17 protein-coding genes are annotated in these 16,888 nt (G+C 68.3%); 13 read left to right on the top strand and 4 right to left on the bottom strand.

What is annotated here, in order from left to right; translation table 11 throughout:
- Positions 1 to 2 precede the first annotated feature (2 nt).
- Entirely contained in the window at positions 3 to 242 is a 240-nt protein-coding gene (locus MRB58_RS21775) for a sulfurtransferase TusA family protein (protein WP_244779185.1), read from the bottom strand.
- 120 nt (positions 243 to 362) lie between these two features.
- On the opposite strand from MRB58_RS21775, the gene MRB58_RS21780 reads away from it, so the two are divergent.
- From MRB58_RS21780 to MRB58_RS21800, 5 genes are all read left to right on the top strand, one after another.
- A complete protein-coding gene (locus MRB58_RS21780; RefSeq protein WP_244779186.1) occupies positions 363 to 1,247 on the top strand; it encodes a formate dehydrogenase accessory sulfurtransferase FdhD in 885 nt (294 codons plus the stop codon).
- Between the two features lie 16 nt (positions 1,248 to 1,263).
- Positions 1,264 to 1,845, top strand: coding sequence for a molybdenum cofactor guanylyltransferase MobA (gene mobA, locus MRB58_RS21785; RefSeq protein WP_371747308.1), 582 nt, complete (start codon positions 1,264 to 1,266; stop codon positions 1,843 to 1,845).
- A complete protein-coding gene (mobB, locus tag MRB58_RS21790) occupies positions 1,842 to 2,357 on the top strand; it encodes a molybdopterin-guanine dinucleotide biosynthesis protein B (RefSeq protein WP_244779188.1) in 516 nt (171 codons plus the stop codon). Before mobA ends, mobB begins: the two co-directional genes overlap by 4 nt.
- Positions 2,354 to 3,598: a molybdopterin-binding protein gene (locus MRB58_RS21795; protein WP_244779189.1), complete on the top strand. Its 1,245-nt coding sequence runs from the start codon at positions 2,354 to 2,356 to the stop codon at positions 3,596 to 3,598. The genes mobB and MRB58_RS21795 overlap by 4 nt, the downstream gene beginning before the upstream one ends.
- Before the next feature lie 241 nt (positions 3,599 to 3,839).
- Positions 3,840 to 5,147 carry an AmpG family muropeptide MFS transporter gene (locus MRB58_RS21800; protein ID WP_244779190.1) on the top strand — a complete coding sequence of 436 codons (1,308 nt, stop codon included), beginning with the start codon at positions 3,840 to 3,842 and terminating at the stop codon, positions 5,145 to 5,147.
- A gap of 17 nt (positions 5,148 to 5,164) precedes the next feature.
- On the opposite strand, the gene MRB58_RS21805 is transcribed toward MRB58_RS21800, so the two are convergent.
- Positions 5,165 to 5,932 (bottom strand): transporter substrate-binding domain-containing protein, encoded by a 768-nt coding sequence (locus MRB58_RS21805; RefSeq protein WP_244779191.1) that lies wholly within the window; start codon positions 5,930 to 5,932, stop codon positions 5,165 to 5,167.
- Between the two features lie 83 nt (positions 5,933 to 6,015).
- Between MRB58_RS21805 and MRB58_RS21810 the strand changes: the two genes are divergently transcribed.
- The 7 genes from MRB58_RS21810 to MRB58_RS21840 all read left to right on the top strand — a co-directional run bounded on the left by MRB58_RS21810 (position 6,016) and on the right by MRB58_RS21840 (position 12,746).
- Positions 6,016 to 6,780 (top strand): aspartate dehydrogenase, encoded by a 765-nt coding sequence (locus MRB58_RS21810; RefSeq protein ID WP_244779192.1) that lies wholly within the window; start codon positions 6,016 to 6,018, stop codon positions 6,778 to 6,780.
- Between the two features lie 190 nt (positions 6,781 to 6,970).
- Positions 6,971 to 7,288 (top strand): 50S ribosomal protein L21, encoded by a 318-nt coding sequence (gene rplU, locus MRB58_RS21815; protein WP_371747212.1) that lies wholly within the window; start codon positions 6,971 to 6,973, stop codon positions 7,286 to 7,288.
- A 75-nt stretch (positions 7,289 to 7,363) separates the two neighbouring features.
- Positions 7,364 to 7,648 carry a 50S ribosomal protein L27 gene (gene rpmA, locus MRB58_RS21820; RefSeq protein ID WP_244779194.1) on the top strand — a complete coding sequence of 95 codons (285 nt, stop codon included), beginning with the start codon at positions 7,364 to 7,366 and terminating at the stop codon, positions 7,646 to 7,648.
- A gap of 997 nt (positions 7,649 to 8,645) precedes the next feature.
- A complete protein-coding gene (obgE, locus tag MRB58_RS21825) occupies positions 8,646 to 9,668 on the top strand; it encodes a GTPase ObgE (protein ID WP_244779196.1) in 1,023 nt (340 codons plus the stop codon).
- 17 nt (positions 9,669 to 9,685) lie between these two features.
- Positions 9,686 to 10,816 (top strand): glutamate 5-kinase, encoded by a 1,131-nt coding sequence (proB, locus tag MRB58_RS21830; protein WP_244782076.1) that lies wholly within the window; start codon positions 9,686 to 9,688, stop codon positions 10,814 to 10,816.
- Positions 10,813 to 12,090 (top strand): glutamate-5-semialdehyde dehydrogenase, encoded by a 1,278-nt coding sequence (locus tag MRB58_RS21835; RefSeq protein ID WP_244779197.1) that lies wholly within the window; start codon positions 10,813 to 10,815, stop codon positions 12,088 to 12,090. The genes proB and MRB58_RS21835 overlap by 4 nt, the downstream gene beginning before the upstream one ends.
- Positions 12,091 to 12,101: 11 nt before the next feature.
- Complete coding sequence (locus tag MRB58_RS21840) at positions 12,102 to 12,746, top strand: nicotinate-nucleotide adenylyltransferase (RefSeq protein WP_371747309.1); 645 nt, start codon at positions 12,102 to 12,104, stop codon at positions 12,744 to 12,746.
- A gap of 24 nt (positions 12,747 to 12,770) precedes the next feature.
- Here the strand turns inward: MRB58_RS21840 and MRB58_RS21845 are convergent, their stop codons facing one another.
- Together MRB58_RS21845 and moaB are read right to left on the bottom strand one after the other, a co-directional pair.
- Positions 12,771 to 13,874 (bottom strand): PA0069 family radical SAM protein, encoded by a 1,104-nt coding sequence (locus tag MRB58_RS21845; RefSeq protein WP_244779198.1) that lies wholly within the window; start codon positions 13,872 to 13,874, stop codon positions 12,771 to 12,773.
- Positions 13,875 to 13,960: 86 nt separating this feature from the next.
- Positions 13,961 to 14,491, bottom strand: a complete 531-nt coding sequence (gene moaB / locus MRB58_RS21850; protein WP_244779199.1) for a molybdenum cofactor biosynthesis protein B — start codon at positions 14,489 to 14,491, stop codon at positions 13,961 to 13,963.
- A 73-nt stretch (positions 14,492 to 14,564) separates the two neighbouring features.
- Between moaB and MRB58_RS21855 the strand changes: the two genes are divergently transcribed.
- Complete coding sequence (locus MRB58_RS21855) at positions 14,565 to 16,862, top strand: NADP-dependent malic enzyme (RefSeq protein WP_244779200.1); 2,298 nt, start codon at positions 14,565 to 14,567, stop codon at positions 16,860 to 16,862.
- Positions 16,863 to 16,888 lie beyond the last annotated feature (26 nt).

The raw sequence follows: 16,888 nt of genomic DNA on the forward strand, positions 1-16,888 counted from the left end.
GTTCAAGCCTTGGCGATGAAGAATGCCAGCGTGGCGTCAGCCTCGGTCGTTTCCAAGAGGGTGTGGCCGTCCTCGCGGCAGAAGTTGGCAACGTCGAGGCGTGAGAGCGGGTCGTCGCTCAACAGGCGCAGAACGGCGCCGCTGGGGAGAGGCTTCAGCCGTTTGCGGGCCTTCAGCACGGGGATGGGGCAACGCTGGCCGCGCGTGTCGCAGTCTGCGTCGAAGGGGGGAGGGTCGGCCATCGTCTCGCTCCTTGGACCCCTTGCCGCCGGGCGGGGTGGGGTGGTTGCCACCCGGGGGCCGATCGCTTCATATCTCAGCGCGAAGGGAGACGTCATGGCAACCACGCGCTGGGCCGCAACATGAGCGAGGGGCTGACCGCACCGGGGCTGGTCGTGGCGCCCGATCCCGCCGACCCGCGCCTGACCCGTACGATCGCGGCGACCGACGAGACCGGCACGCGGCGCGAGATCCGCGTCGTCGAGGAACGGCCGCTGACGATCTTCCTCAACGGCCGCGAGATCGTCACCACGATGACGATCGGCGATTACCCCCGATATCTGGCGCTGGGCTTCCTCAAGAACCAGGGGATGCTACGGGAGGGCGAGAGCGTCACCGGCGTCGACTTCGACGAAGAGCTGGAGACCGTCGTCGTGCGCACCGACGCGCCGACCGATTTCGAGGAGAAGCTGGCCAAGAAGACGCGCACCTCCGGATGCGCCGTCGGCACCGTCTTTGGCGACATGATGGAGGGGCTCGAGGGGCTGACCCTGCCGGCGACGCCGGTGCGCACCTCCTGGCTCTACGCGCTGGCGCGGCAGATCAACACGATGCCGAGCCTCTATCTGGAGGCGGGCGCGATCCACGGCACGGTGCTGTGCGCGCAGGATCGGCCGCTCGTCTACATGGAGGACGTCGGCCGCCACAACGCGGTGGACAAGATCGCCGGCTACATGGTGGCCGAAGGGATAAAGGCGGCCGACAAGATCCTCTACACCACCGGCCGGCTGACCTCGGAGATGGTCATCAAGACCGCGCTCATGGGGATCCCGGTGCTCGCCTCGCGCTCCGGCTTCACCGCCTGGGGCGTCGAGATCGCGGGCGAAGTGGGGCTGACGCTGATCGGGCGGATGCGCGGCGAGCGGTTCATGTGCGTCTCGGGCGAGGCGCGGCTGGTGCGTGACGCCGATCCCGCGCACGCCGGCGCGGAGGAGGCGCGGCATCGTCGCAAGGGGGCGCGCGATTAACGTTCCGGGTGTTATTCTGGCCGGCGGCCTCTCGCGCCGCATGGGCGGCGGCAACAAGTGGCAGCGTCCGCTCGGCGGCCGGCCGGTGATCGCACGCGTGATCGAGCGGCTGGGCCCGCAGGTGGGCGCGATCGCGCTCAACGCCAACGTCGCGCCCGGCGAGGCGGGGGTCGACCTGCCCCTCGTCGCCGACCGGGTGGCCGATCGGCCGGGTCCGCTCGCCGGCATCCTGGCGGCGATGGAGTGGGCGGCGGGCGAGGGCGCGACGCGGGTCGTCACCGTCGCTGCCGACACGCCCTTCTTCCCCATGGACCTCGTCGCCCGCCTGGTGGCGGCGGCGGATGCGGCCGGCGCACCGATCGCCCTGGCGGCGACGCACGCCGACGGCCGGCGTCATCCCACCTTCGGCCTCTGGTCGGTCGACCTCGCGGCGGACCTCGCGGCGGCGCTGGAGGAGGGCACGCGCAAGATCGTCGTGTGGACGGACGCACACGGGGCGGTCAGCGCGATGTTCGACGGCGACCCCTTCTTCAACCTCAATACCCCGGACGACTTCGCGCAGGCGGAGGCGATGGTGGCCGGCGAGCGCGCCTCATGAAGGTGTTCGGCGTGGTCGGCTGGAAGAACGCCGGCAAGACGACGCTGGTGGAACGCCTGGTGACGGAGATCGCCGGGCGGGGCCTCACCGTGTCGACCATCAAGCGGGCGCACCACCGGGTCGACGTCGACCAGGAGGGGACCGACTCGTGGCGCCACCGCCAGGCGGGAGCGCGCGAGGTGATGCTCGCCTCCAGCCGCCGCTGGGCGCTGATGCACGAGCTGCGCGAGGAGGCCGAGCCGTCGCTCGACATGCTGCTGGGGCAGATGAGCGCGGTGGACCTCGTGATCGTCGAGGGCTTCAAGCGGGGCGGGCATGCCAAGGTGGAGATCCACCGGGTGGCGAGCGGCGGGCCGCTGCTGGCGCAGCAGGACGAGACCGTGCGCGCCGTCGTCACGGACGCCGCGTTGACGGGCCTCGCCCGCCCGCTCCTGGGGCTCGACGACATCGCCGGCATCGCCGACTTCATCCTCGCCGACGTCGGCCTCGCCCGGGTGGAGGCGGCGCGGTGAGCGGGCGGCTGCCGCACGACTGCTTCGCCCTGCCGCCGGGGATCGACTGGACGCCGGTCGACGTCGCGCTGGAGCGGCTGCGCACCCGCCTCGCACCGGTAACGGGCACGGAGCGGGTGTCACTCGCCCAGGCCGCCGGCCGCTTCCTCGCCGAGGACGTCGGCGCGCGGCGCGCCAACCCTGCCGCCGGCAACTCCGCGGTCGACGGCTACGGTTTCGCGCGTGCCGCCGCCACGCCGACGATGCGACTGGTCGCCGGCCGCGCCGCTGCCGGCCGGCCCTTCGCCGGCGCGGTTCCGGCAGGGGCCGCCGTGCGCATCCTCACCGGGGCGGCGCTGCCGGAGGGGGTCGACACCGTCGCCATGCAGGAGGACGCATCGATCGACGGCGCGGCACTGACGCTGGCGGCGCTCCCCAAGGCCGGGGCCAACACGCGCCGCGCCGGCGAGGATGCGGCACAGGGGCAGACCATCCTCACCGCCGGCGCACGGCTGCGGCCGCAGGACTTGGCGCTGCTGGCAGCGTGCGGGCACGACGGGGCGCCGGTGCGCGCGCGCCTGCGCGTCGGCGTCCTGTCGACGGGAGACGAGATCGAGGCGCCAGGCGCGCCGGCGGCCGAGCACCAGGTCTACGACGCCAACCGCCCGATGCTCCTCGCCCAGATCGCCGCCTGGGGCTTCGAGGCGGTGGACCTCGGCCACGCCGCCGACGCGCCGGTGGTGGTGCGCGAGCGGCTCGACGCGGGGGCCGCGGCGGCGGATGTGATCCTGACGTCCGGCGGCGCGTCGACGGGCGACGAGGACCACGTGGCGGCGCTCCTGAAGGCGGAGGGCTTGTTGGCGGTGTGGCGCATCGCTGTGAAGCCCGGGCGCCCGCTGGCGATGGCGCTGTGGCGCGGGGTGCCGGTGTTCGGCCTGCCGGGCAACCCGGTCGCGGCGTTCGTGTGTACGCTGGTCTTCGGGGCTCCGGCCTTGCGGGTGCTGGCGGGCGGCGAGTGGCGCCTGCCGCGCGGCTGGATGGTGCCGGCCGGCTTCGCCAAGGACAAGAAGCGCGGCCGGCGGGAGTACCTGCGCGCGCGCCTCGGCACGGAGGGCACGGCCGAGGTCTTCCGCTCGGAAGGCTCGGGCCTCATCAGCGGCCTCACATGGTCCGACGGGCTGGTCGAGCTTCCCGACGAGGGCATGTCGATCCAGCCCGGCACCCCGGTGCGCTACATCCCCTATACCGCGTTCGCGCCCTGATGGCCGATCCACGCCGGCTTCCGAAGGACCGGGGGAGGGACGCGCCCGCACCCCGGCCCGGCGCGCGACCAGACGAACGCCGCGCACCGCGAGCCGATCGCTCGCGGACCCGCGGGGCGGAAGGCCACGGCCGGAGTGAAGCGCGGGGAGGGTATGCGCGGTCGCGCGACGCCATGCCGGGCCGGACCGCACTGCCCGCCGCCCGATGCCGGCCCCGCCCAACACGAGGCACCATGGCACGATGAGCGATCACATCTCCCACGAGGCGGGCGGCTGGCGCGAGGCGGTGGCGGTCTACACCAGCCGGCGGCAGCTCGTCATCTTCCTGATGGGGTTCTCCAGCGGGCTGCCCCTGCTGCTGGGCTTCTCGACACTGTCCTTCTGGCTCCGGGAGGCCGACGTCAGCCTCGCGGCGATCGGCGGCCTCCTCACCGTCGCGACGCCCTACAGCCTGAAGTTCCTGTGGGCACCGCTGCTCGACCATGTGCGGCTGCCGGTTCTGACGCGGTGGCTGGGGCTGCGGCGCAGCTGGCTCCTCGTCGTGCAGCTCCTGTTGATGGGCTCGATCGTCGTGGTGGGGCAGGCCGAGCCGCCCGGCGGGTTGGGCTTCCTCGCCATGGCGGCGCTCGTCATGGCGTTCCTTTCGGCCACGCAGGACATCGTGGTGGACGCCTACCGGATCGAGATCCTCGACGAACACGAGCAGGGCGCGGGCGCGGCGATGACGCAGGCGGGCTATCGCGTCGGCATGCTGGCGTCCGGGGCGGGGGCGCTGGCGCTGGCGGACTTCATGGGTTGGGGCTGGGTCTATGCCATCATGGCGGGGCTCGTCGTCATCGGCATCCTGGGGACGCTGATCGCCGAAGAGCCGGTCAGTCGCCGCCCGGCCGCGCCCGACAAGCCGCTCGCCTTCCTGCGCCACGCGACACTCGATCCGCTGAAGGATTTCGCCACCCGCAAGGGCTGGGTGCTGATCCTCGCCTTCGTCCTTCTCTACAAGTACGGCGACTCGGTCGCGGGGGCGATGGCCAACCCATTCTACGTCGATCTCGGCTTCAGCGGGGTCGAGATCGCCAGCGTCACCAAGGTCTTCGGGGTGGTGATGACGATGGTGGGGGTGTTCTTCGGCGGGGCGCTGGTGGCGCGGCTTGGCATCCTGCCGGCGCTGGCGATCGGCGGTGTGCTGCAGGCGGCGACGAACCTCATCTTCGCCTGGCTCGCCACCTTGGGGCACGACATGACCGCCCTCGCGATCGCCGTCGGTGCGGACAACTTCACCGGCGGGCTCGGATCGGCCGCGTTCGTCGCCTACCTGTCCTCGCTGTGCAATCTGGCCTTCACGGCCACGCAGTACGCGCTGCTGACGTCGCTGATGGCGTTCGGACGCACGATGCTGGCGGCCTCGTCCGGCTGGCTGGCGCAGGGGCTCGGGTGGCCGGGCTTCTTCATGGCGACGGCGCTCCTCGCCATCCCGGCGCTGGTGCTCCTCTACTTCCTGTCACGCCTCTACGCACCGCCGGCGCCGGAGGGGGAGGCGCCCGCCGGCTGACCCGGCGGGCAGGGCGGTCAATCGCCGTAGACGTCGAACTCGAAGTATTTCTTCTGGATCTCGTCGTAGGTGCCGTCCGCGCGGATCGCGGCGATGGCGTCGTTGAACTTGCCGATCAGCTCCGTCTCGCCCTCGCGCACGGCGATGCCGGCGCCCGCGCCGTTGATCTCGGGGTCGAGCGTCAACGTCGTGAGAATCTTGCAGCAGGCGCCGTCTTCCGAGTTCAGCCAGTCGGACAGGACGACGACGTCGTCGATCGCCGCGTCGATGCGACCGGAGGCGAGGTCGAGCTTGTACTCCTCGGGGGTGCCGTAGCGGCGAAGCTCGGTATCGGCGAAGTGCGCCGCGGCATAGTTGGCGTGGGTGGTGGAGGACTGCGCCCCCATGATGATGTCGGCGAGCGCCTCGGGCGTCGCCTCGGTCAGGTCGCTGTCCTTCGGGACTGCGATGGCGGGCGGGGTATTGTAGTACTTGTTGGTGAAGTCCACGACCTCGTCACGCTCGGGCGTGATCGACATGGAGGCGATGATGGCGTCGAACTTGCCGGCGCGCAGTGCGGGGATGATCCCGTCCCAGTCCTGCGCGACAAAGGTACACTCGGCGTTCATCTTGTCGCACAGCGCCTTGGCGATATCGACGTCGAAGCCGATCAGGTTACGGTCGGAATCATAGTAGTTGAACGGGGGGTAGGCCCCCTCGGTCCCGATCTTCAACTGCATCTTGTCTTGGGCGACGGCGGGGCCTGCCAGGGCCAGCGCGCTCATCGCGATCAGGAACTTTCTCATGCGTCCTCTCCTTGAAGCATTGCCGCATCATGGCGGTTGTCGAATTTCATGCAAGCCGCGTGACAACCGTGGGCGGTGAGACGGTGAGGGTCGCCATCATCGGTCGGGGGCCGATCGCGCGATTCGTCGCCGGCCACCTGGCGCCGCCACTGACGCTCGCCCAGTTGCTGCTGCGGCCGGGCGCCGAGGCGCCGCACGACGTGCCGGTGGTGACCGACGCGGCCGACGTCGACGCCGATCTCGTCGCCGACTGCGCCGGGCTGGAAGGTCTGCGCGCCCACGGCCCGGCGCTGCTGGAGGCGGGGCACCGCGTGTTCACGCTGTCGGCGGCGGCCTTCGCGGATCCTGCGCTGGGCGATGCGCTGCGGGCGGCGGCCGAGCGCGGCGGCGGGCGAATCATCCTGGCGGCCGGCGCCATCGGCGCGATCGACACGTTGGCCGCCGCGAAGGTGGGTGGGTTGAGCGCGGTGCGCTATACTGGCCGCAAGCCCCCCGCGGGCTGGGCGGGAACGCCGGCGGAGGCGCACGACCTCGCCAACCTCACCGGGCCGCTGGTACACTTCGAGGGGACGGCGCGCGAGGCCGCGCTCGCCTATCCGAAGAACGCCAACGTCGCGGCGACGGCGGCGCTCGCCGGCATCGGCTTCGAGGGGACGACGGTCCGGCTGATCGCCGACCCCGGCGTCGAGGCCAACACGCATACGCTGGAGGCCGAGGGCGCGTTCGGGCGCTTCACGGCGACGTTCGAGGCGGCGCCGCTGCCGGGCAACCCGCGCTCGTCGGCGCTGGCGGCGATGAGCCTGGTGCGCGCGCTCGGCGCCCACGTCGCCGCGCTCAGCATCGTTTGACGCGCGATGTCACAGAATGTGGACAATGATCATCTAATTGTTCGAGCACATCGGCTTGGAGCGCTTGACTGAGGGGCTGCGAGGCCGTACATGCACGCGTCCTAAGTCCAGTTCCCGCATGCGCTGCGCCACATGGCGACGCCGCGCAGGGCGGGCAATTGCGCGTGGCGTGGGCCGAACGAGAGGGAATATGTTCGCGGTAATCAAGACCGGCGGCAAGCAGTATAAAGTGTCGCCCGGGGACGAGCTCAAGGTCGAGACCGTCGAGGGGTCGGCTGGTGATTCGATCTCCTTTGACGACGTCCTCATGGTCGGTGACGGCGACAATCTCAACGTCGGCGCACCGCATGTTTCGGGTGCGTCGGTGAAGGCGGAGATCGTCGATCACGTCCGTACCCGGAAGATCATCATCTTCAAGAAGCGCCGTCGGCAGAATTCCCGTCGTCGCAACGGTCACCGGCAGCCGCTGACGGTGATTCGCATCACCGATATTCAGGCGAGCGCCTGATCGGATCGTTGATTCGGGGCGCGAGCCCCGAGAGTTGTCCTGGAGCGCGAGCTCCTCATAGTTCAAGAGATCGACATGGCTCATAAGAAGGCTGGCGGCTCCTCACGCAATGGTCGTGATACAGCGGGCCGACGCCTCGGGTTCAAGAAGTTCGGCGGTGAAGCCGTGGAACCCGGCAACATCATTGTGCGGCAGCGCGGTACGCGTTGGCACGCGGGCGACAACGTCGGCATGGGCAAGGATCACACCCTGTTCGCCCTGACCGAAGGGTATGTCGCGTTCCGCAAGCGCCTCGGTCGTACGTTCGTATCGGTGACGTCGGCACGCGCGACGGGCGACGTCCCGGCTGCGGCCGAATAAGCGTCGAAGGTACACGAAGCAAAATCGCCGGGACGACGCGACGGGACGCATTTCGCGCCCAGCGCCGCCCCGGACTTTGGGAGCGGTCGCACCGGTTCGGTGGGGCCTGTGCTCCGCGGATCCACGCTCACCGCCCCGCTGGTGCCTGGTGGCGCCGCGAGCTGACGGGCCACCTGCGCCCCCACTTCAGCGGCCACACGCTGCAACGCGACGGCGGGCCGATGGCGAGCGCTTCCACACACATGAGCGACGCCGGCCTCATGCCGCCGCGGCACCACCGCCGACGGCAGGCGCATGTCGCCCGCCCCGAAGCACACCTCGACGCACATGTGACAGCCGCGTCCCCCGCCGTCCGGACCCACGGGCTGGCGGAGAGGCCGGTCGCCCGTCCTGCGCTCTCCACCATTGCGCCCGCGCCCGATTGTCGGGACACGGCGGCACAGGTCGGCGCATCCGCAGACCTCGGCTCAAGCCGCCAGCCTCGCCGACGCGCCCCAGGTGCGGGCCGCGGCCGACTCCGTGTTCGGCAATGTCTGGAGCTGCGGCCACAGCGGAGATTTCGATGCCGGCCTGAAGGGTCGAACGGCTCCGAGGTGGCGCCGGATCGCGACCCGCGGCTCAAGGCGCCCAACGGCGGCCACGAGCACGCTCTCACCTTCAGTCCTTCTCTCGGCCCGCCGACGCGCGACGTGCACCGCCTCGGGAATCACGTCCAATCGTGTTACGCGATGGCCGAACCGAGCCGTTGCCCGAGCGTGTCGCCGCATCCGGCGGACGAACCGGCGCGATCTACCGTGTGTGCCGCCCGGCAGCGCCCCGAAAACCCGCGGTGGGTGGCGGCCAATGCGGCATGCCGCGCCATGCCCGACATCGCGCCGCACCGGCGCCCCCGCAGTCGCCCGCTCGGCGATCATTTCAACTCCTGTGTGCCGCGCGTCCTTCCCAACCGATCCCCGTTGGGCCACAAGACCTCGGCACGGCAATCGGTTCGACGGCCATGAAATTTCTCGATCAAGCCAAAGTCTACATACGCTCGGGCAACGGCGGCAACGGCGCCGTCTCGTTCCGGCGCGAGAAATTCGTCGAGCACGGCGGCCCGGACGGCGGCGACGGCGGACGCGGAGGCGACGTGTGGGTCCAGGCCGTCGAAGGCCTCAATACGCTGATCGACTTCCGCTACCAGCAGCATTTCCGGGCCGGTGCCGGCGAAGGCGGGTCAGGGCGCAACCGCACCGGCGCGAACGGCCAGGACGCGGTGCTGCGTGTCCCGGTCGGCACCGTCGTCCTGTCGGAGGACAAGGAAACGATCCTTGCCGACCTCACCGAGGCCGACCAGCGCGTCTGCCTTCTGCGCGGCGGCAACGGCGGCTTTGGCAACCAGCGCTTCAAGTCCTCCATCAACCAGGCCCCACGCCGCGCCAACCCCGGCCTTCAGGGCGAGGAGCTGGCGATCTGGCTGCGCCTCAAGCTGATCGCCGACGCCGGCCTCGTGGGTCTGCCCAATGCCGGCAAATCCACCTTCCTCTCCGCAGTCTCCGCCGCCAAGCCGAAGGTGGCCGACTACCCGTTCACCACGCTGCATCCCCATCTCGGCATTGCTACCGTGGACAGCCGGCGCCTCGTCGTCGCCGACATTCCGGGGCTGATCGAGGGTGCCAGCGAAGGCATCGGCATCGGTGACCGCTTCCTCGGCCACATCGAGCGCTGCGCCGTGCTCCTGCACCTCGTCGACGGCACGTCGGACGACATCGCCTCCGATTATCTCACGGTGGAGCGCGAACTCGAACTCTACGGCGCCGGTCTGGCGGACAAACCCCGCGTCGTCGTCGTCTCCAAAGCGGACGCCGTCGCCGATCCGGACCAAACCGTAGCGGAGCTGGCCGCGGCGAGTGATCGGCCGGTCCTCCTGATCTCGGCGGCGAGCGGGCAGGGGATGACCGAGGTCCTGCGCGCGCTGGTGCGTATCGTGGCCGACGAACGCGCCGAGGACGAGCCCGAGGACACCACATGGCGGCCCTGACCGCTCCCGAAGCGTCGATCGCCGCCGGCCGTCTCTCCACGGCCCGGCGCATCGTCGTCAAACTCGGGTCGGCGCTGATGGTCGGCAAAGACGGGGTACGGGCCGCATGGCTCGCCACCCTCGCCGCCGACCTCGCCAAATTGCACGCAGCGTCAGACGTCGTCATCGTATCCTCCGGCGCGATCGCCCTGGGGCGAGGGCCCATCGGCTACGGACTGCGCCCGCTGCGTCTGGAGGAGAGCCAGGCCGCCGCTGCTGTCGGGCAGATCGCGCTGGCCGCCGAATGGTCCGCCGCGCTGGCCGCGCAGGGCATGCGCGCCGCGCAGGTCCTGCTGACGCTGCGGGACACCGAGGAGCGCCGCGCCTACCTCAATGCGCGATCGACGATCGCCGAGCTCCTGCGCGCCGGTGTCGTCCCGGTGATCAACGAGAACGACACCATCGCGACCACCGAAATCCGCTACGGCGACAATGATCGCCTGGCGGCGCGCGTCGCCGCGATGATCTCGGCCGACTGCCTCGTCCTGCTCTCGGACGTCGACGGCCTCTATACCGCCCCGCCGGCGACCGACCCCACCGCCACCTTTGTTGCCGAGGTCCCGCACCTCACCGAGGAGATCTGGGCGATGGCCGGCGACGCGGGATCGGCCCTGTCGCGCGGCGGCATGAAGACGAAGATCGACGCCGCACGCATCGCCACGGAAGCCGGCGTGACGATGGTCATCGCCTCCGGCCACGTCGATCATCCACTCGACGCGGTCGATCGCGGCGGACGTGCCACGTGGTTCCGCCCGCGCTCCGATCCGCAGACCGCGCGAAAGGTCTGGATCGCCGGGTCTTTGCACGCCACCGGGGCACTGCACCTCGATCAGGGTGCGGTCGCCGCCGTTCGTGCGGGCCGGAGCCTTTTGCCGGCCGGCGTGACCGCGGTCGACGGCGACTTCGCGCGCGGCGATGCCGTCCGGCTCCTGGACTCCGAGGGGCGCGAGTTCGGCCGCGGCCTCGTCGCCTACGATGCCCGGGACGCGCGCTTGATCGCCGGCCAGAAAACACGAACAATCGCCGAGCGCGTGGGCCCACGCATGCGCCGCACCATGGTTCATCGGGACGACATGGCGCTGAATGCCGCGCCTCCGGAGGATTTGTGACCGTCATCCCTCTCGCCCGCGACGGGTTCGACGCGGACACTCACATCGCAGAACTCGGCCGGAAGGCGCGCGCCGCCCAGGCCGTGGTCGCGCTCGCCTCGACCGCCACCAAACGCGCAGCCCTCGCCGCGATGGCGCACGAGGTCCGGACCGCGGCCGACGCCATACTGGCCGCGAACGCCAACGATATCGCCGACATGGACACCGCCAGCGCCTTCCGAGATCGCGCGTCCATGACGGCCGAGCGTATCGAAGCGATGGCCGCTGCGATCGATGTCATTGCGGCGCTGCCGGACCCGGTCGGTCACGTGCTGGCCTCGTGGGAGCGGCCCAATGGGCTGAAGATCGACCGCGTCGCGACCCCGCTGGGAGTCGTCGGCGTGATCTACGAGAGTCGGCCCAACGTCACCGCCGATGCCGCGGCGCTGTGCCTGCTGGCCGGCAACGCCGTGATCCTGCGCTCCGGTTCGGAGACCCTCTCGACCGCTGCGGCAATCGCCGATGCGCTGCGACGCGGTCTCCTCGCCCATGCCTTGCCGGCCGACGCGATCCAGCTCGTGCCGACGAAGGATCGCGCCGCGGTGGGTGCCATGCTGGCCGGCGCCCATGGTGGAATCGACGTCATCGTACCGCGCGGCGGTCGATCCCTCGTCGAGCGGGTGCAGTCCGAGGCCCGGGTTCCGGTCTTCGCGCACCTCGAGGGGCTGTGCCACATCTTCGTTCACGGAACCGCCGACCTCGATATGGCGCGCGAGGTCGTCGTGAACGCCAAGATGCGTCGCCCCGGGATCTGTGGCGCGGTCGAAACCTTGCTCGTCGACACGGCATGTGCGGCGACCCACCTCCCTGCAATCGTGGAGGCTCTCGCCACCGCCGGATGTGAAGTCCGGGGTGACGCGCGCGCTCAAAGCCTCGCACCCATGGCGCCCGCGACCGACGTCGATTTCGCCACAGAATATCTGGCGCCGATCATCTCGGTGGCTGTCGTCGACGGCATCGACGGCGCGCTCTCGCACATCGCGCGCTACTCCTCGCATCACACCGACGCCATTTTGACCAGTGAAGCAGAGGCCGCCGAACGCTTCCTCGCCGAGGTCGATTCGGCCATCGTGATGGTCAATGCCTCGACCCAGTTCGCCGACGGAGGCGAGTTCGGAATGGGCGGCGAGATCGGCATTGCGACCGGCCGAATGCATGCCCGAGGTCCGGTCGGGGTGGAGCAGCTGACCACCTTCAACTACCGCGTCCGTGGGGCGGGCCAGATCCGTCCGTGACTGGTGCGCTATTGCCGACGGGGTATGCGGACGTTCCGCGGTCATATCTGAAGCCACCTGGGGCCGGGTTCGGCCAGCGGATCGCCTTGTTCGGCGGATCGTTCAATCCACCGCATCCGGGGCATCGCGCAGTGGCCGACACCGCGCTTCGCAGACTCGGCGTAGATCGCGTCTGGTGGATGGTGACACCCGGCAATCCCTTGAAGTCCAACAAGGAACTGCTTCCCCTCCTGGAGCGGATCCGGCTCACTGAACGGCTTGCCGATCATCCCCGGATGATCGTCACCGCCTTCGAAGCCGCGGCGGGGGTGCGCTACTCCGCAGATGCGATCGGGTATTTGACGAGACGTTATCCCGCCGTCCGCTTCGTCTGGCTGATGGGCGCCGACAATCTGGCAACGCTTCATCGGTGGCAGGGATGGAGGCGCATCGTGCGTACCGTTCCGGTTGCGGTGGTGGACCGGCCCGGCGCATCGCTGCCTGCGATCTCCTCGACCGCGGCACGTGCCTTCGCCGCTGCACGCCGCCCCGAATCCCAGGCCGGAGCTCTGGCCTGGGCCACGCCTCCCGCGTGGGTCTTTCTGCACGCACCGCTGAACCCGAACTCGTCCACAGCGCTCCGGGAGTTGCGCCGCAACGTATGTCGGCCGCAATGAAATGAGAGTGCTCCGCATCGTCCTCTAACCGAAGAGCTCGAGCTGAGGGGAGGGTGTGCGCGGGGCACAAAAGAGATCGGTGCGAAGCCTGACGGTGCCGATCGTCAGCGCATGTCGCTTGGCCGCAAGCTCGAATCTGGCCGCAATAGCCTTGGCGAACGGGCCCTCTCCCCGCTGCCGCAGACCCCAGGCCGCATCATAGTCCTTGCCCCCACGCATTGCTTGCATGATCGACATCACGCGGCGCGCCCTGTCGGGAAAATGGCGCGCCAGCCAGTCGCGTACGATGTCCTTCACCTCGTGCGGAAGGCGGAGCAGGACGAAATTCACATGGGTCGCACCGCGGCTTGCGACCGCGGCCAAAATAGCTTCGATCTCATGATCGTTAATCGACGGTACGATCGGCGCGACGAGCACCGAGACCGGAATCCCAGCCTTCGCCAGCGCTTCGATTGCCGCAAGCCTTTTTGCGGGGTGCGGCGCCCGCGGTTCCATAGTCCGCGACAGTTGCGCATTGAGGGTGGTGACGGACAGACCAACCTTTGCCAGCTGTTCCCCAGCCATTTGCGACAGGATGTCGATGTCGCGAACCACGAGATCCGACTTTGTGACAATGCCGACCGGATGGCGTGTTTCGGCAAGAACTTCCAGAATCGACCGCGTAATGTTCCGCGTGCGTTCGATGGGTTGGTAAGGGTCCGTGTTCGTACCAATCGCGATTGGGCGGCAGCGGTATGAGGAACTCGACAGTTCTCTTCGCAGCAGGATGGCCGCGTCGGGCTTGGCAGTGAGCCGGGTTTCAAAATCAAGGCCGGGGGAGAAGCCGAGATAGGCGTGACTCGGGCGCGCGAAGCAGTAAACGCACCCGTGCTCGCAGCCGCGGTAGGCGTTGATCGATCGATCGAAGCCGATATCGGGCGAGGAATTGCGCGTAATGATCGTCTTGGCGCGCTCCTCCATCACGGTCGTCATCGGACGCACTGTCGCGTCCGTCGTCCAACCGTCGTCGAATTCCTCGCGTGCCTCCTTCTCGTAACGTGGTGTCGGATTGATGGTCGCCCCGCGGGAGCGCTTTTCCAAGCGCCGACCGTCGGCGCCCTTTCGCGGAACGTAGAGCGTTACAGCCATGAACACCCCTCTCGATCCGGACGAGATATCACTACCCCTAGTAGCGGTCAATCATCTTTTGTTCTTGATTTGCGCCACGAGATCGGTCAACGTTCCGACAGACGCGGCATGATCTCGACGAAGTTGCAGGGGCGGAAGCGGATGTCGAATTGGTCTCTCAGGATCTGGTCCCATGCGTCGCGGCATGCACCTGGCGAGCCCGGGAGAACGAACACGAATGTCGTTCCGATTAGCCCGGCAGTGCAGCGGGATTGCACCGTCGAGGTTCCGATCACATCGAACGAGATACGATGGAAGACCGCCGAGAAGCCATCCATTCGCTTGTCGAAGAGCGGCTCTATCGTCTCGGGTGTAACGTCGCGACCGGTGAACCCAGTACCGCCCGAAGTGATCAGAGCGTCGATCGCGTGGTTTTGCACCGCCGATTCAACCACGACGCGTATGGCCTCGGGATCGTCCTTCACAATGTGGCGCTCGACGACCTCGTGGCCGGCCTCGAGAATCCGGGCCTCGAGGAGATCACCCGACTTGTCGTTGGTCGCATCGCGCGTATCGGAAACGATGACCACCGCAAATCCGACCGGCTCGAAAGGGATGCTCTCGTCGATCTTCGGCATGAAACCTCTCGGATGGAAGTTCGTGTGTTGCTGGCGTCTGCGGCTGGGCTTATCCAGGGGAGACGGAGGGCCCATGACCGACGAACCGACCGCTGCCGAAGAAGCAGCACTCGCCTACCACAAGCTCAATCCCCCTGGAAAGCTCGAGATCAGGGCGACGAAGCCGCTGTCGACACAGCGCGACCTCTCCCTGGCGTACTCGCCCGGAGTAGCAGCGCCGTGCCTCAGGATCGCCAAAGACCCCGACGCGGCGTACGACTACACATCACGCGGAAATATCGTCGCCGTGGTGACGAACGGTACGGCGGTGCTCGGCCTGGGGGCGATCGGCGCACTCGCGTCGAAGCCCGTGATGGAAGGCAAGGCCGTCCTCTTCAAGAAGTTCGCCAATATCGACGGGATCGATATCGAAGTTGACGAAACGGACATCGACAAGTTCGTCGAGGTCGTGGCGGCACTGGAGCCGAGCTTCGGCGGCATCAATCTGGAGGATATTCGCGGGCCGGATTGTTTCGCGATCGAAGAGAAGCTGAAGGCGCGGATGGCCATTCCGGTCTTCCACGACGATCAGCACGGCACTGCGATTATCGTCTCGGCGGCGATCCGCAACGGACTGCTGATCCAGGAAAAAAGCCTTTCGGACGTTCGAATCGTGACGGCCGGCGCGGGTGCGGCTGCGTTGTCGTGTCTGAAGCTCTTGGTCGAGCTCGGCGCCAAGCTGGAGAACATCATAGTCACCGATATCGATGGCGTGGTCTATGCCGGCCGGGATGCGGGAATGGATCCCTGGAAGGCAAAATTCGCGCGCGAGACGCCGTTGCGCACCTTGTCCGAGGCGATGGAGGGGGCCGATATCTTCCTCGGCCTTTCCGCGGCGGGGGTCGTCAAACCGGAGATGGTCGCAAAGATGGCGCCCAACCCTCTGGTGTTGGCACTCGCCAACCCCAACCCGGAGATCATGCCGGAGGTGGTCGCAGACGTCCGGCCGGACGCTCTGATGTGCACCGGGCGGTCAGACTATCCGAATCAGGTGAACAACGTTCTCTGCTTCCCATACCTTTTCCGCGGTGCCCTGGACGTCGGCGCGGCGGGCATCGACGAATCGATGAAAAAGGCGGCCGTGGAGGCGATCGCGGGGCTGGCGCGCGAGCGGCCCAGCGAAGAGGTGGCCAAGGCCTACGGTGGAACGGCGAAGACCTTCGGTCCGGACTATCTGATTCCGGCGCCTTTCGACCCGCGGCTAATTCTTAGGATCGCCCCCGCGGTGGCGCGCGCGGCGGAGAAAGCGGGGCTTGCACGCCGGCCGATCACCGATATGGACGCATACGTCGATCAATTGAACCGGTTCGTCTTCCGCTCTGGGTCGGTGATGAAACCCATTTTTGCCAAGGCCGTAGGGTCGGCGTGCCGAGTGGTCTATGCGGAGGGAGAGGACGAACGCGTTCTGCGCGCCGCGGAGATCGCGCTGGAAGAGGGGATCTGCTCACCGATCCTCATCGGCCGCCGCCGGGTGGTCGAGCATCGTGCGAAACGGGCCGGCCTGAAGCGGGTCCCAGACGCCTGCGAGGTGATCGACCCGGAGGACGACCCGCGCTACCGCGACTACGTCGACACCTATTTCGGTCTCGTCGGCCGGCGGGGCATCACGCCGGAAGCAGCCCGAACCGTCGTGCGCACCAATGCGACCGTAATTGCAGCCCTCGCGGTACGCCGGGGAGAGGCCGACGCGATGCTGTGCGGGGCGGAGAGCCCCTTCAACCAGCACGTGAAGGCCGTTCGAGACGTGATCGGTGTCGCCGATGGTGTGAGCGAGTTGGCGGCCATGTCGTTGCTGCTGGGGGATCGCTCGACGCTGTTCTTGCTCGACACCCAGGTGTGCGTCGAGCCGTCCGCGGACCAGATCGCCGAAATGACGGTCCTGGCAGCGGAACAGATCGCCGCTTTCGGTATCATCCCGAAGGTTGCGCTATTGTCGGCATCACGGTTCGGCTCACGCGAGACCGAATCCGCCCAGCGCATGCGCGAGGCGTTGGAACGATTGAGCCTTTCCGCGCCGAACCTCATCGTCGACGGCGAGATGACCGGTGAAGACGCACTCAACGAAGTCGTCCGACAACGGGCGATGCCCGACAGTACACTGGACGGTGAGGCCAACCTCCTCGTTTTCCCGAACATCGACGCGGCCCATATCTCGATGACGCTCCTTAAGGAAGTGACAGGCGCGCTTCACGTGGGGCCAATGCTACTGGGCACCGCGCTACCGGCACACATCGTCACTCAATCATCCACGGCACGAGGTGTACTCAATATGACCGCGGTAGCGGTCGTCGATGCGGAACGGCGCGGGCGGCTGGCTGTGAAGTCTCAATAGGTCGTTCATCTGCATCGGGGTGGGGC

It is taken from the genome of Acuticoccus sp. I52.16.1 (assembly GCF_022865125.1).
GTDB lineage: Bacteria > Pseudomonadota > Alphaproteobacteria > Rhizobiales > Amorphaceae > Acuticoccus.

Bases quoted from the DNA above. Each gene is read 5' to 3' on its own strand.
- MRB58_RS21775 (WP_244779185.1), bottom strand. From the start codon at position 242: ATGGCCGACCCTCCCCCCTTCGACGCAGACTGCGACACGCGCGGCCAG.
- MRB58_RS21780 (WP_244779186.1), top strand. From the start codon at position 363: ATGAGCGAGGGGCTGACCGCACCGGGGCTGGTCGTGGCGCCCGATCCC.
- mobB (WP_244779188.1), top strand. From the start codon at position 1,842: ATGAAGGTGTTCGGCGTGGTCGGCTGGAAGAACGCCGGCAAGACGACG.
- MRB58_RS21800 (WP_244779190.1), top strand. From the start codon at position 3,840: ATGAGCGATCACATCTCCCACGAGGCGGGCGGCTGGCGCGAGGCGGTG.
- MRB58_RS21805 (WP_244779191.1), bottom strand. From the start codon at position 5,932: ATGAGAAAGTTCCTGATCGCGATGAGCGCGCTGGCCCTGGCAGGCCCC.
- rplU (WP_371747212.1), top strand. From the start codon at position 6,971: ATGTTCGCGGTAATCAAGACCGGCGGCAAGCAGTATAAAGTGTCGCCC.
- rpmA (WP_244779194.1), top strand. From the start codon at position 7,364: ATGGCTCATAAGAAGGCTGGCGGCTCCTCACGCAATGGTCGTGATACA.
- obgE (WP_244779196.1), top strand. From the start codon at position 8,646: ATGAAATTTCTCGATCAAGCCAAAGTCTACATACGCTCGGGCAACGGC.
- MRB58_RS21845 (WP_244779198.1), bottom strand. From the start codon at position 13,874: ATGGCTGTAACGCTCTACGTTCCGCGAAAGGGCGCCGACGGTCGGCGC.
- moaB (WP_244779199.1), bottom strand. From the start codon at position 14,491: ATGCCGAAGATCGACGAGAGCATCCCTTTCGAGCCGGTCGGATTTGCG.
- MRB58_RS21855 (WP_244779200.1), top strand. From the start codon at position 14,565: ATGACCGACGAACCGACCGCTGCCGAAGAAGCAGCACTCGCCTACCAC.